Below are 12,687 nucleotides of genomic sequence, written 5' to 3'. Positions count from 1 at the left end.
GCGCGAGTATATGACGAGAGCTCGTTGTGATGATGAGGATATGAAGCGAGTGATGGGTCGACCGAGTCGAGTTTGCCCGAGGCACGGGCGCGGTGCGCGTAGACACGCCGCGGCCGTATCCGTGACGCTCGTGCTGGGCGCGTTGCTCGGGCTTCTCGTCGTCTCATCGGCTGATACCTTCGCAGCGGCCGACGCGGAGAACCGCGACGAGGCCGCCCAGGAGGCGCCGCCGAAACCCGATGGCAAGACGTCGAATAAGAACGCCGCCGACACTGCCGCCGAGGAGGGCTGGTTCGCCAATCTGAACCAATCCAAGATCACGCTCCGCGGCAGCGCGCCGTCCGAAGAGGACCGGCAGACATCGCTCGGCATGGTCAAGGCACATTTCCCGAACCTCACGATCGAGGACAAGGTGGCGGTCGCGCAGACCGAGCAGCCGCGTGAGCAGTGGCTTGCGGCGGTCAGCTTCGGTCTGCAGCAACTCTCGCTGATGTCGAGGGGCAAGGTGCGGGTCGACGGGGGCGCACTGACTGTGAGTGGTGAAGCCGCCGATGCCCAACAGTACGGAAAGCTCAAGAAGGCTTTGGCCGGGACATTGCCTGCCGGCCTGACCGTCAAGGCAAATGCCGTGCGTCCGCCGGTCGCCGACCCATTCGTCTTTCAGGCGGACCTCGGTCCCAATGCTTTGAGCCTGGCGGGAAGCGTGCCAAGCGAGGGCGCGCGCAAGGACGTGCGCGATCTCTCGCGGCAGCTGTTCGAGCGGCCCGGTCTGGATGATCGACTGGAAGTGGCCTCCGGCGCGCCGAAGAACTGGGACAAGGCGGTTGCTGCCGCCTTGCGGGCCCTGTCGCGGCTCGAGACCGGGAAGGTCGCCCTTTCCGGCGTGGCGGTGAGCATCGAAGGCATCGCGCCCGACCACGGTACGGCCGTGGCCGTGTCGTCTCAGCTCCGGCGTGATCTGCCTGACCGCTTCTCGACATCCGAAAGCATCAAGTGGAAGGAAGCCGCCTCGCACCTGAATCTGGGGCCGGATCCGAAGACGGCACAGGACGTCGCTGCCACGATCATTCCACGGATCAAAGTGCCGTCCGAGGAGGGCAGCCGCTGGCGGAGCGGCTCGCTGCCACCGCTGATACCGCTCAGCGAGGGACGCTGACAGGGGGGCTCAGGCGCCCCTAATCGTTCACAGCGAAAAATGACGCGATGGCCTCGATCTGATCGCGCTCGGCCAGCGTCGGCGCATGTCCCTGTTCGGGAATTGTCATGGAGCGCAAGTTCGGGTGGCGCTCGACCATCTCGTTCAGCGTTTCGGCGCTGAGAATATCCGAATACTCACCGCGAATGACAAAGGTGGGCATCTTGCTCAGGGCAATGAATTCCGGCCAAAGGGGCGGGAAGGGACGGCTGAGATCGGTCGTGCTCATGGCCTTGGCCAGCTTCCGGTCGTAAGACAGAACGAGCCGCCCTTTGCGCTCTTCGAAAACGCTGCGGGCCATCTGGTCCCACTGGGCGTCGGTGTTGCCCGGGAACCCGCGCTCATTGATATCCCGCATGATCTGCATGGCGTCCGCCCAAGTCTTGGGCGTGGGCATGCGCCGGACATAATTCATGATCCGGGCAAGACCTCTCGTCTCGATGACCGGGCCGATGTCGTTGAGGACGACGGGCCCCATGACGGTCGGCCGCGCGGCGGCCATCAGCATGGTGACGATACCACCTCGGGATGTTCCAACGATTCCGACCTGGTGCAGGCCCTGAATGGTCAGGAAGTCGAGGACGTCGTCCAATTCCACGTTGGGCATGTAGTTGCGCCAGTTCGAATCGAACTCCGACTGACCGCGCCCGCGATAGTCGAGACAATAGACATTCCGGGGCGTTTCGGGATGGGTGGACAGATAAGTGGCCAGGGCGTGGAAGTCGCGGGAATTGCGCGTCAGCCCTGCGAGGCAAATGACACTGCGATAGCTCTCGTCCGGAGCCGGGTAGTGGCGCGCGTACAGCCTCAAGTCGTCCGACGAGGCATAGTAGATGTCGTGCCAAGGCTTGGTCTGCAGATCAAGCATAGTCCATCGCCAATCGGGGAAGCACCCTCAGTGGAACCCGTACAATGCGTACCGGAAGGCATCGCATCCTTTCGGTACCTTGATGGCGGATCAATGCTTAAGAAGTCAACTGCGCAAGCGGCTTGGCAGTCCCTTAAGGGGTTTTTGCCGTGGTTGAGACGGGCTGGACCGAAGCGGTCTCGGAGGGAGGCACGCGCCGGCCTCTGTTGAGATCCTGAACCAGGTGAAGGGCGTTCTCAGGACCGGCGAGGCGGGAGCGATAGAGCTGCAGCGTCTCCATGATCTTGATCACGTAGCGCCGCGTCTCCGTGAAGGGGATGCGCTCGATCCAGTCGACCGGGTCCACATCGGGATCCCTGGGGTCGCCGTAGATCCCAACCCACTCCTTCACGCGGCCGGGACCGGCGTTGTAGGCCGCGAGGGCCATGAAGTACGAACCGTCGTAGTTCGTGATCAGGTCATTGAGGAATGCTTCGCCGAGCTGCGTATTGTAAGCCGGGTTGGTGAGCTTGGACTTGGAGTAGGTGACATTGTAGCGGCGCGCGACGCCCCGTGCCGTAGCCGGCATGAGTTGCATCAGGCCGCTGGCGCCGACCGGACTTTGCGCAGCGGCGTTGAACTCGCTCTCCTGCCGGGACAAGGCATGGACCAAAGCCGGGTCCACCCGCTCGTCGAGCAGGCTCTTGTACGTGGGCATGACTCCGACGGGCAGGGCATAGTCGCCCATGGGAAGGTCGCGGTTGAAGGCGATCTTGGACAAGCGCAGGGCCATTTGCTTATGGCCGACAGACTTCGCGTATTCGGCCAGCAAGACGACTTCCGGCGCGGTCTCGAGCGTACGGGACAGCGACAGCAGGAATTGCGGCGTCACCCAGCCCACACCGACTGCCCGGGCCACGCCGAGGGCACGGACCGCGTTGTTCGACATGAACTTGTCGATGTCAGCCTGGGTCGGCACCGGCGTCGCCGTCACATCGAGCCGGGCAGGGCGCGGGTCGAGCGCCTGACGGCCGAGCTGGCCGTAGAAATATTGCGGGTACTTGGCGGCAACGTGGAAGTGAACGGCGGCCGACCCGCGATCACCCAACACGAGGGCTGTGCGCCCAAGCCAATACTCGGAGCGGGAGATGTCCCGCGAATCCGTCGCGGCGCGGCGCATGGAGATGAAATGCCGTAGGGCCGTTTGCGGCTCGTCCAAATAACGAAGCGCCACCCAGCCCGCCAGGAACTCGGCCTCCACAAACTGGTCGGGAAGCTTATGCTGCAGGGCCGCCAGGCCGTGCTTGGCGGCGATCTCGTATGCGGTGCGGGGCTGCCCGTCGTTCAGCGCGGCCCGGACATTGACCCGGCGCTCGATCCACCACTCCTTCATGTCAAGAAGGAGATCCGGTTCCAGCGGAACATCCAGCAAGAGCTTCCAGGCGGTGAGCCGCTGCTCCTTGTCCATCGTGCGGCGGAGCCACTGGATATTGTTGAAGCGCAGTCCCAGATCCGATTTGATCGCGTCGGCCGGTAGCGCCTTGAGCAGTTTACCGGCGTTGTCGTTGCGCTTGACCACGGCGACGCGCGCCTGGACTTTCTTCTGCTCTGCTTCCGACAGGTTCTTCGCCACACGCAAGGCGGCGCTGCACATCTTCGACTTGTCCGGGTAGAGCAGGACGTCGATGCGGGCGCGGTGGTCCTCGGCGTCGAGCATGCTGCCGAACTCGCTGAGGATCTTCTTCTCGGTGTCCTCGCTGAGATCGTCCTCACGCCAAGCCGCATCCACGGCCACTTCGGCGCGCTCTTTGTCGCCTTCCTTCAGATACACGCCGGCAAGAGCCGCGCGCCCCGCGCCGGTCTCGGGTTCGGAGTCCTTGAAGAACGCCTTGATGCGTTCCGGGGAGGCATCGGCAAGGAACAGAGACGCTTCGGCCTTCTCGCGAAGCGTTTCGAGGCGTGGCCACATCGGATGGGACTTGCGATAGGCCTCGACCGCCTCGGCCTTGAGATAGGTGCTCTTCGTGTGGGCGAAGCGGTACCAGAGCGCAAAGTCGCGCGCGGCCGGGTCTTCTATCTTTGCCAGCGTATCGTCGATCGTTCCCTTGTGGCGCATCACGAAGCGGACGCGGCTCTCGTCAGCGCTGCTGAGCTTGTAGTCCATCAGCGGCTTCAGGATCGAGACATAGTCCAGTGCGGGTTCCGGTTCCGGCGGAAACATCTTGTCGCGGCGCGGATGAATGTCGGGTTCGGGCACGGTGTCCGGCATGAACGACGCGGGCGCCGCGGCCATCTTGTCGGCGTCGTCGCTCTTGTCGTCGGCTTTTTCCGCAGTGTCCGCCTTGTCCTCCGCAGGCTCGTCTGGAGACTCGCTTGCCGTCTCGTCGGGTTCCGCGCTGTCCGCGGCAGGCTCGTCGGCTTCCTGGGACTCCGCTGGCTCGGCGGCACGTTCTGGATTGGCGGCGGGTTGCGGCATCGCCGCGATCGTTGTGGTCCCGCCGGTGTCGGGGGAGGCCTTCGTCGCCGTGGTCTGCTTCTGAACTGTGGTGCCGGGCGTCGCCGGCTTCGGCTGTGCGGCAGACGACTTCTTAAGCGGCGCGCCCGCCGTGGCTTCGATCGGACCTCTGAGCTCCGGCTCAGGCGTCGCAGTTGCGTCCGACGTCTGTTCTTGAGTGGCCGCAGTGTTGGCGGCGGCATCCGCCGATTCCGTGCCGCTTGGAACCGTTTCCGGTCGATCGGGGTTACGCTCCGGCAGCGCAACGGCTTCCGGTTTGGCGACAGCGCACGTTGGAATGGCCCAAGCAAAGGCCATGATAAGCGCAATATTGTACGCGTTTGTGCGTTTCATGATCGGCGATTGTTACCGGCTACGACCCGCGCCCAGCGCTTAAACGTCCCCCACTACCCAGGAGCCGCGACGGGTAAAGTCCGCGCAGTTTAACGAAAGTCTACACTGTCTCAAAGATTTCGGCGGAAAGATGACTGAGCTGCGCCTGGAAAGGTAAGGTTCCTTGCCAAGAAGGCGTGCTAGCACGCGCCCTCACGGCACTTATTTCGTCCCGCGCTCCGTATGCTCCCAAACGCTGGATCGTGCGCTGCCTGTCACGCGATATCCGCAATGGGCCGCTTGCCCGGCCACCCCCGAAATCCTATTGTCCCGGCCCACCGAGCGATAACAAACGAGATGATCGCCTCCGCGCCTCTTATCGCGCCAAGGAGTTTGAGTTGTGACTAAGCCGATGTTTCAGGGGTCGATTACGGCCCTCATCACGCCCTTCAAGGACGGTTCCGTGGACGAGGACGCCTTCCGCAAACTTGTGGAGTGGCAGATCGACCAGGGCACGCACGGGCTCGTGCCGTGCGGAACGACCGGTGAGTCGCCGACCCTCGATCATGACGAACATCGCCGCGTCATCGAGCTTTGCATCGAAGCTGCCGCGGGCAGGGTGCCTGTGATTGCCGGGACCGGCTCCAACTCGACGGCAGAAGCGGTTGAGCTGACGCGTCATGCCAAGGCCGCCGGCGCCGACGGCGCGCTCGTCGTCACGCCGTATTACAACAAGCCGACCCAAGAGGGCCTCTATCTCCACTACGAGGCCGTCAACTCGGCCGCCGATATCCCGATCGTCATCTACAACATCCCGGGCCGCAGCATCGTCGACATGTCGGTTGAGACCATGGCGCGGCTGTTCAAGCTGAAGAACATCGTGGGCGTGAAGGACGCCACCGCCAATCTTGCGCGGGTCAGCCAGCAGCGGGCCGCAATGGGCCACGAGTTCATCCAGCTCTCCGGCGAAGACGCCACCGCGCTTGGCTTCATGGCCCATGGCGGGATCGGCTGCATCTCGGTGACCTCCAATATCGCACCGGCGCTCTGCTCGGAATTCCAGCTCGCTTGCCTTGCGGGAAACTTCAAGCGGGCACTGGAGTTGCAGGACCGGCTTATGCCAATACATGAAGCCTTGTTCGTGGAGTCGAACCCCGGCCCGGTGAAGTATGCCGCCGAAAGACTGGGGGTGTGCGGAAGCTCGACCCGCCTGCCGCTCGCACCCATCACCGATGGGACGCGCAAGACTGTCGACGCGGCCATCGAGGCGGCCGGCCTGAAGCCTGCCTAGGATCTTGGAAGGGCCCGAACCATGGCGCCGAAACGCGAGAGCGGAAAGCTCGTCGCCGAGAATCGGCGGGCCCGCTACAATTACGAGATTGAAGACACGGTCGAGGCCGGCATCGTCTTGACGGGTTCGGAGGTGAAGTCCCTCCGCACCGGCAAGGCTAATATCGCCGAGTCGTACGCCTCCAACGAGAACGGCGAGCTCTATCTGATCAATTCCCGTATCGATGAGTACAAGGGCGCGGCCCGGTTCGGCCACGAGCCGACGCGGCATCGCAAGCTTCTTCTGCATAAGAAGGAGATGGCGCGGCTGCTCGAGGCCATCCAGCGCCAGGGCATGACGCTCGTGCCCTTGCGGCTCTATTTCAACGAGCGCGGGATTGCCAAACTCCTGCTGGGCCTCGGGCGCGGCAAGAAGGTGCACGACAAGCGCGAGACCGAAAAGAAACGCGATTGGAACCGGCAGAAGGGCCGGCTGATGCGCGAGAAGGGCTAAACGCCGGAGGTTAGGTCGTGGAGGAACGAGGACCAATCCAACTGACGCCGGGCCTGCCGCTTCCTGCCGTGACGCTGCCGGCGACGGATGGATCGCAGATTACCCTCGCGACGCTCCCCGGGCGCAGCATCGTCGCCGTCTATCCTGGACCGGCCGCCCCGGCGTCACCAATCCGCCGGGCTGGGACGATATCCCTGGCGCCCACGGGTCCACGCCGGAGCTGGAAGGTTTCCGCGACGTGTTCGACCTCATCTCTCATGCCGGTGCGCGCCTCTTCGCGGTGAGCGGACAGAGCACGGCCTTCCAGCGCGAGATGGCGCTGCGGCTCGAATTGCCGTTTCCGATTCTGAGCGATGCGGAGGGGGCGTTACGGCGCGCGCTCCATTTACCCACTTTCGAAGCCGGCCCGGAGAGCTACCTGAAACGACTCACCTTCGTGGTCCGGGACGGGCAGATCGAGCACGTCTTCTTTCCGATCGAGGATCCGGAAGCGCACGCGGCCGAAGTGGTCGATTGGCTGAAAGATCAGGCTTGAGGGAAGAGACTTCGTGACGCGTCGGGAGTTGCTGAGAACTCAGTCTCCCAGGGCGTCGTCCTCGGCGTCCTCGACCGAGTAGCCCAAGGCGCTGAGACCCTCTTCGAGATAGTCCGAGAGCAGCGGCATGCCCAAGAGGTACTCGGCGGTGCGCTTGTTGTGCTCGGAGCGGGCGGTCTCGATCGCGTCCTCGAGTTCGTCAGCCGCGAAGGAACCGCGGCCGATCCAGGCCAAGGCGACCAGGCTGACCTGCTCGTCGATATTCAGTTCCCGAATGAAGCCCCGCAATTCGACGACGGTGGAATCGTCCTTGAAATCTTCGAGGATGGATTCGGCGTCGCGGTCGGTCGTGTCGCCGTCGTCCCAGGCCCCGACTTTCGCGTCGTATTCGCGCGCCTTCACGATGACAAAGCCGACCTTCGTCGGTGATATTTCCAAGCCTGCCATTGGATCTGCGCCGAAGAACGGCTCCTCTCTTTGGACGTCGCGACTATACCGAAACCATGCCTGAGTTAGCCCATCCCAGCAACTCAGTCACGCAGACTCGCCGCCGCATCCGCAACGACACGCTCGAACATCTCCGGGGTCAAACGGCCCGTATTGGTGTTGAGCCGGGAGCAGTGGAACGTGTCGAACAGACGGAGGCCGCCGGGCAGCTCATGCCGGGCTCCGTGGGCGAACGGATAATCCCGCTTTTTGACGGCATAGCTGGACAAGATGCTGTCATGGGCCACCCGGCCGATGGCGAGCAGCGCGCGTAAATTCGGCAGTGCCGCCTTGCGCCCATCGAGAAACTGGCGGCAGCACTTGATCTCGCCGCCCGTCGGCTTGTTTTGCGGCGGCACGCAGCGCACGGCATTGGTGATCATGCAGTCGACGAGGCTGAGCGCTTCCGGTCTCAAAACATCGTGCTCGCCGCGGGCAAGCCCCGTCTTCAGGAGTGTGGGATAGAGGAGGTCGCCGGCGAAGTCGCCCCAGAAGGGACGGCCCGTGCGGTTCGCGCCTCTCAAGCCCGGTGCAAGACCCACGATCAACAGCCGGGCCGTCTCCGGGCCGAAGGACGGCACCGCGCCGTTGAACCAATCGGGATGGGCCACGGCGTTGTCGTGGCGGAAGGCGACCAGGCGCTCGCACAAGACACAGTCCGTCTTTGGCTCGGCAGTTATGTCGGTGGCCACCATGCTGGACGAAGCACCTTGAAGACTGAGGAGACCCAATGGGTAGCCTTCAGGCCGCGAGAGAGCAACGTGTGAGGGAGCAGGGCGAAGCCCGGCAGTAGAAGTCAGGGCAGGGCGCGGCGGTTCAGGTCTCGACGAGATCGGACGGGTCGTAGGCGTCCGTGGCTTCCGACTCGTTGTCCGGCCGCCGGCGCTGCGAGCGATCCGAGGACGTGCGGCCAATGTCATGCTGCAGATCGACCAGATCGATGAATTGATCGGCTTGCCGCCGCAGCTCATCCGCGACCATCGGTGGATTGGTCGAGAGCGACGAGATCACACTGACGCGCTTGCCCTTGTGCTGAAGGGATTCGACGAGCGAGCGAAAATCGCCATCGCCCGAGAAGATCACCAGGTGGTCCAGATGCTCGGCGAGCTCCATGGCATCGACGGCAAGCTCGATATCCATATTGCCTTTGACCTTGCGCCGCCCCGTGGCGTCGACGAACTCCTTGGTCGGTTTCGTGACCATGGTGTAGCCGTTGTAGTCGAGCCAATCGATCAGCGGACGTATCGAGGAATACTCCTGATCCTCGGCCAGGGCCGTGTAATACAGCGCGCGCACAAGCTGCCCTTTGGAGCGGAACAGGGCCAGCAGCCGCTTGTAATCGATATCGAACGAAAGGGTCTTTGAAGCGGCGTACAGATTCGCGCCGTCGATAAACAAAGCAATCCGTTCCGTCGGATAGAAGTGCATCACCGGTCCTAACGATCAAATTTCGTGTTGGTACGGGAAATCAAACGCGTACAACGAGTTACTTTCGGTTACGCGCGGAGGCTCCGCAATTGGTCGCAATGTCTCAGATACTGGTAGGAATGGGGGCAAACTATCCCGGCCCGTGGGGTGCGCCGTCCGAGACGATCGACCGGGCGCTGCGCGCACTCAACGAGAAGGGCGTTTCGCTGCTGAAGGTTTCGAACTTCTACGAGACGGCGGCCGTGGGCCGCGCCGGCCAGCCGCCCTATGTGAACGCGGTCGCGCAGATCGAGACGGCGATGCCCCCGGAGGCCTTGCTCCGCCGCCTGAAACAGATCGAGCGCGCCGCCGGGCGCCGAGGCGGAAGCCCCTGGGGACCGCGGAGCCTCGATATAGACATTCTGGACTTCAAGGGCCGGGTTCAGAACTGGCAGGGCGGGACGCCGCGATTCGCCCGGGCAGGGCCGCGCCCCCTGGTTTTGCCCCATCCTTGGATAGAAAAGAGGCCGTTCGTCCTGCGGCCGTTGCTGGATGTGGCGCCGGATTGGCGCCATCCGGTGACGAAGAAGTCGGCTCAGGAACTGTGGCGCCGTGTCGCGCAAGGCTGGGAAGGGCAGGTTCTTAAGGTCTTGGCTCCCGAGACACGACTTGCCACGGGCGCCTGATTTGCATACATAAGGTCTAAATTCCGCCCATTCTAAAAGGACTTTCAGATGGCTCGCGTCACCGTCGAGGATTGCGTCGACAAGATTGAAAACCGTTTCGAGCTCGTACTTCTGGCCAGCCACCGCGCCCGGACGATCTCGGCCGGTGCTCAGCTGACCGTGCCGCGCGACAATGACAAGAATCCCGTCGTTGCCTTGCGCGAGATCGCCGAGAAGAAGTTCACCCCGGACGATCTCAAGGAAGATTTCATCCACTCCATGCAGAAATACGTGGAAGTGGACGAGCCCGAGGCCGAAGCCGTTCCCGCTCTTACGCAGGATTCGCGCATGCCGGTTCTCGGTCAGGACGATCAGTCCACCGATACGCAGATCGACCGGATGACCGAAGAAGAGCTTCTGCGCCGCATGGCGACCCAGGCGCCTTCGGATGGTTCCAATGCGGGCCCGCGCGCGCGCTAACGGACGGACAAGAGACCGGCGAGAACGCGCACCGCAGCACTCGCCGGCCTTTCACTTCACACGCGACATTAGATTTACGGCAACCCTGGTTCTCCTAGGGCCTTGTGCTGCCATGGTCTGGCGCGCCATTCTGGCGGGCTGAGATGACCCGCCAATACGAACTCGTCGAACGCATACTGAGCTATCAGCCCTCGGCCAACGAGGCCTTGCTGAATCGCGCCTATGTCTATGCGATGAAGGCGCACGGCAATCAGCGGCGCGCGTCGGGAGCCCCGTATTTTTCGCACCCGCTGGAAGTCGCCGCGATTCTGGCCGACATGCGCCTGGACGATGCGACCATCGCGACGGCGCTGCTCCATGACACGATCGAGGATACCGAGGCGACGCGCAGCGAGATCGATGCACTGTTCGGCGCGGAAATCGGCACGCTCGTCGACGGGCTAACCAAAATCAAGAAGCTCGACCTCGTTACCAAAAAGGCCGAGCAGGCGGAGAACTTCCGCAAACTTCTTCTCGCCATCTCCAGCGACATCCGGGTGCTCCTCGTGAAGCTCGCAGACCGTCTGCACAACATGCGGACGCTCGAGCACATGAAGCCGGCAAAGCGGAAGACCATCGCCGAAGAGACGATGGACATCTATGCGCCGCTCGCCGGCCGCATGGGCATGCAATGGCTGCGCGAAGAGCTCGAGGATTTGTCATTCCGGTGGCTGAACCCGGAAGCCTACGCCACCGTATCGGAGCGGTTGCGGGTCTTGCGGCAGGACAATCAGGGCCTCATCGACGAAATACACGGCGCGCTGACCTCGAAGCTCAAGGCCGCGCGGGTGAAGGCCATCGTCGCCGGGCGGGAGAAGAAGCCCTACGCCATCTGGAGCAAGATGGAGCGGAAGCAGATCTCCCTCGAGCAACTGTCGGACATCTATGCCTTCCGCATCGTCGTGCCGAAGATGCCCGACTGCTACCGGGCGCTCGCCGTGGTTCATACGAGCTGGCATACCGTGCCGGGACGCTTCAAGGATTACATCTCCAATCCCAAGCAGAACGACTATCAGTCCATCCACACGACGATCGTCGGCCCCAAGCATCAGCGCGTGGAACTGCAGATCCGCACCGAGGAGATGCACTCGATTGCGGAGTATGGCGTCGCCGCGCATGCGCTCTACAAGGAGGGGGGCAGCGGCAAGCGGGTCCCGGCGCAAGACTCAAGCGCATACAGATGGTTGACCCATCTCGTTGGCATTTTGCTCGAAGGCGACAACCCGGAAGAATTCCTGGAGCACACGAAGCTCGAGCTGTTCCACGACCAGGTGTTTTGCTTCACGCCCAAGGGGCGGCTGATCGCGCTGCCGCGCGGCGCCAATTGCATCGACTTCGCTTACGCGGTCCACACCCAGGTGGGTAACACCGCCGTGGGCGCCAAGATCAACGGACGTCCCATGCCGCTCGCGACGACGCTGCGGAACGGCGACGAGGTCGAAATCGTCTGCTCGGACGCCCAGTCGCCGCCCGTGGCCTGGGAACGTCTAGCGGTCACCGGAAAGGCCCGCTCGGCCATCCGGCGGGCGTCGCGCGATGCCGTGCGGCTCCAATACGACAAGCTCGGCCGCGAGATCCTGGATCGCGCCTTCCGCCGCCACGGTCAGGCGTTCAGCGAGGAGGCCATCGCCAAGGCGCTGCCGCGCTTGTCACAAAAGACGGCCGAAGATGTCGTGACCGCCGTAGGCCGGGGCGAACTGACGTCGACCGATGTGTTTCGCGCGGCTTTCCCGGAGGAAATCGCCGGCCCGATGCCCAAGCGCCGCCGGCAGGTGAAACGCAGCGACGAAGGCTGGTTCGGCCTCGGCAAGGTCATGGGACTGAAATTCCGCTGGCCCGGCTCGGGGAACAAGGGCCGCGCCGAAGGTCACGAGGGCCCGGAAGGCATCCCGATTCGCGGTCTGAAAAGCGGACTCCCCGTCCATTTCGCCGACGGGGGCGCCATTCCCGGCGATCGTATCGTGGGCATTCTCTCGCCCGGACACGGGATCACGATCTATCCGATCCATGCGGCCGCGCTGAAAGCGTTCGACGACGAGCCGGAGCGGTGGATCGACGTCACCTGGGACATCGACGAGGACAATCCCCAGCGGTTTCCCGCGAAGATCGCGGTGACGGCCATGAATGAGCCGGGCAGTCTCGCGCAGATCGCGACGGTGATCGGCGAGGTCGACGGCAATATCCAGAATATCAAGATGACCAACCAGGTTGCCGACTACACGGAGATGCTGATCGACCTGGACGTGTGGGACCTGCAGCATCTCAACGAGATTTTGACCGGCTTGCGCGCGCGCGACGTTGTCAGCAGCGCCACCCGATCCGAAGACTAACGGCCTGCAAGATACTGGCGCAAAGCGAAAAATAACCCCAAATATGTTAGGGCACGCGCCCGTAAGCACGAATGCGGGAATTCGCCTGCAACG

General features: G+C 63.2%; 12 protein-coding genes. 7 read left to right on the top strand and 5 right to left on the bottom strand.

Going from position 1 to position 12,687, the window contains the following annotated elements; all coding sequences use genetic code 11:
- Positions 1-121 precede the first annotated feature (121 nt).
- The gene (locus DCY11_RS00560) at positions 122-1,156 is read left to right on the top strand and encodes a hypothetical protein (protein WP_108680582.1); all 1,035 of its coding nucleotides are present in this window, start codon (positions 122-124) and stop codon (positions 1,154-1,156) included.
- Positions 1,157-1,175: 19 nt separating this feature from the next.
- On the opposite strand, the gene DCY11_RS00555 is transcribed toward DCY11_RS00560, so the two are convergent.
- A complete protein-coding gene (locus tag DCY11_RS00555; RefSeq protein ID WP_108680580.1) occupies positions 1,176-2,063 on the bottom strand; it encodes an alpha/beta fold hydrolase in 888 nt (295 codons plus the stop codon).
- 133 nt (positions 2,064-2,196) lie between these two features.
- On the bottom strand, positions 2,197-4,890 hold the full coding sequence (locus tag DCY11_RS00550) for a lytic transglycosylase domain-containing protein (protein ID WP_108680578.1): 2,694 nt from the start codon (positions 4,888-4,890) through the stop codon (positions 2,197-2,199).
- A gap of 391 nt (positions 4,891-5,281) precedes the next feature.
- On the opposite strand from DCY11_RS00550, the gene dapA reads away from it, so the two are divergent.
- The 3 genes from dapA to DCY11_RS00535 all read left to right on the top strand — a co-directional run bounded on the left by dapA (position 5,282) and on the right by DCY11_RS00535 (position 7,187).
- Complete coding sequence (gene dapA, locus DCY11_RS00545) at positions 5,282-6,160, top strand: 4-hydroxy-tetrahydrodipicolinate synthase (protein WP_108680576.1); 879 nt, start codon at positions 5,282-5,284, stop codon at positions 6,158-6,160.
- A gap of 21 nt (positions 6,161-6,181) precedes the next feature.
- Positions 6,182-6,652, top strand: coding sequence for an SsrA-binding protein SmpB (gene smpB, locus DCY11_RS00540; RefSeq protein WP_108680573.1), 471 nt, complete (start codon positions 6,182-6,184; stop codon positions 6,650-6,652).
- Between the two features lie 238 nt (positions 6,653-6,890).
- Positions 6,891-7,187: a redoxin family protein gene (locus tag DCY11_RS00535; RefSeq protein ID WP_159079701.1), complete on the top strand. Its 297-nt coding sequence runs from the start codon at positions 6,891-6,893 to the stop codon at positions 7,185-7,187.
- 39 nt (positions 7,188-7,226) lie between these two features.
- Here the strand turns inward: DCY11_RS00535 and DCY11_RS00530 are convergent, their stop codons facing one another.
- From DCY11_RS00530 to DCY11_RS00520, 3 genes are all read right to left on the bottom strand, one after another.
- Entirely contained in the window at positions 7,227-7,634 is a 408-nt protein-coding gene (locus DCY11_RS00530; protein ID WP_069445458.1) for a DUF3775 domain-containing protein, read from the bottom strand.
- Between the two features lie 83 nt (positions 7,635-7,717).
- Positions 7,718-8,368 (bottom strand): uracil-DNA glycosylase, encoded by a 651-nt coding sequence (locus DCY11_RS00525; RefSeq protein ID WP_108680569.1) that lies wholly within the window; start codon positions 8,366-8,368, stop codon positions 7,718-7,720.
- 121 nt (positions 8,369-8,489) lie between these two features.
- Positions 8,490-9,101 (bottom strand): NYN domain-containing protein, encoded by a 612-nt coding sequence (locus DCY11_RS00520; protein WP_108680567.1) that lies wholly within the window; start codon positions 9,099-9,101, stop codon positions 8,490-8,492.
- A gap of 119 nt (positions 9,102-9,220) precedes the next feature.
- Between DCY11_RS00520 and folK the strand changes: the two genes are divergently transcribed.
- The 3 genes from folK to DCY11_RS00505 all read left to right on the top strand — a co-directional run bounded on the left by folK (position 9,221) and on the right by DCY11_RS00505 (position 12,594).
- Entirely contained in the window at positions 9,221-9,766 is a 546-nt protein-coding gene (gene folK / locus DCY11_RS00515; protein WP_159079700.1) for a 2-amino-4-hydroxy-6-hydroxymethyldihydropteridine diphosphokinase, read from the top strand.
- A gap of 48 nt (positions 9,767-9,814) precedes the next feature.
- Positions 9,815-10,225 (top strand): DNA-directed RNA polymerase subunit omega, encoded by a 411-nt coding sequence (rpoZ, locus tag DCY11_RS00510; RefSeq protein ID WP_108680563.1) that lies wholly within the window; start codon positions 9,815-9,817, stop codon positions 10,223-10,225.
- Between the two features lie 143 nt (positions 10,226-10,368).
- A complete protein-coding gene (locus DCY11_RS00505) occupies positions 10,369-12,594 on the top strand; it encodes a bifunctional (p)ppGpp synthetase/guanosine-3',5'-bis(diphosphate) 3'-pyrophosphohydrolase (RefSeq protein WP_108680561.1) in 2,226 nt (741 codons plus the stop codon).
- Positions 12,595-12,687 lie beyond the last annotated feature (93 nt).

This window comes from Methyloceanibacter sp. wino2 (assembly GCF_003071365.1).
Classification (GTDB): domain Bacteria; phylum Pseudomonadota; class Alphaproteobacteria; order Rhizobiales; family Methyloligellaceae; genus Methyloceanibacter.
The sequence above is the reverse complement of the archived record's forward strand: the minus strand, read 5'-3'. Positions and strand labels throughout refer to the sequence as shown.

What these genes read in the sequence shown, in the direction of transcription:
- DCY11_RS00555 (WP_108680580.1), bottom strand. Translation starts at nt 2,063, where the DNA reads ATGCTTGATCTGCAGACCAAGCCTTGGCACGACATCTACTATGCCTCG.
- DCY11_RS00550 (WP_108680578.1), bottom strand. Translation starts at nt 4,890, where the DNA reads ATGAAACGCACAAACGCGTACAATATTGCGCTTATCATGGCCTTTGCT.
- dapA (WP_108680576.1), top strand. Translation starts at nt 5,282, where the DNA reads ATGTTTCAGGGGTCGATTACGGCCCTCATCACGCCCTTCAAGGACGGT.
- smpB (WP_108680573.1), top strand. Translation starts at nt 6,182, where the DNA reads ATGGCGCCGAAACGCGAGAGCGGAAAGCTCGTCGCCGAGAATCGGCGG.
- DCY11_RS00530 (WP_069445458.1), bottom strand. Translation starts at nt 7,634, where the DNA reads ATGGCAGGCTTGGAAATATCACCGACGAAGGTCGGCTTTGTCATCGTG.
- DCY11_RS00525 (WP_108680569.1), bottom strand. Translation starts at nt 8,368, where the DNA reads ATGGTGGCCACCGACATAACTGCCGAGCCAAAGACGGACTGTGTCTTG.
- DCY11_RS00520 (WP_108680567.1), bottom strand. Translation starts at nt 9,101, where the DNA reads ATGCACTTCTATCCGACGGAACGGATTGCTTTGTTTATCGACGGCGCG.
- folK (WP_159079700.1), top strand. Translation starts at nt 9,221, where the DNA reads ATGGGGGCAAACTATCCCGGCCCGTGGGGTGCGCCGTCCGAGACGATC.
- rpoZ (WP_108680563.1), top strand. Translation starts at nt 9,815, where the DNA reads ATGGCTCGCGTCACCGTCGAGGATTGCGTCGACAAGATTGAAAACCGT.
- DCY11_RS00505 (WP_108680561.1), top strand. Translation starts at nt 10,369, where the DNA reads ATGACCCGCCAATACGAACTCGTCGAACGCATACTGAGCTATCAGCCC.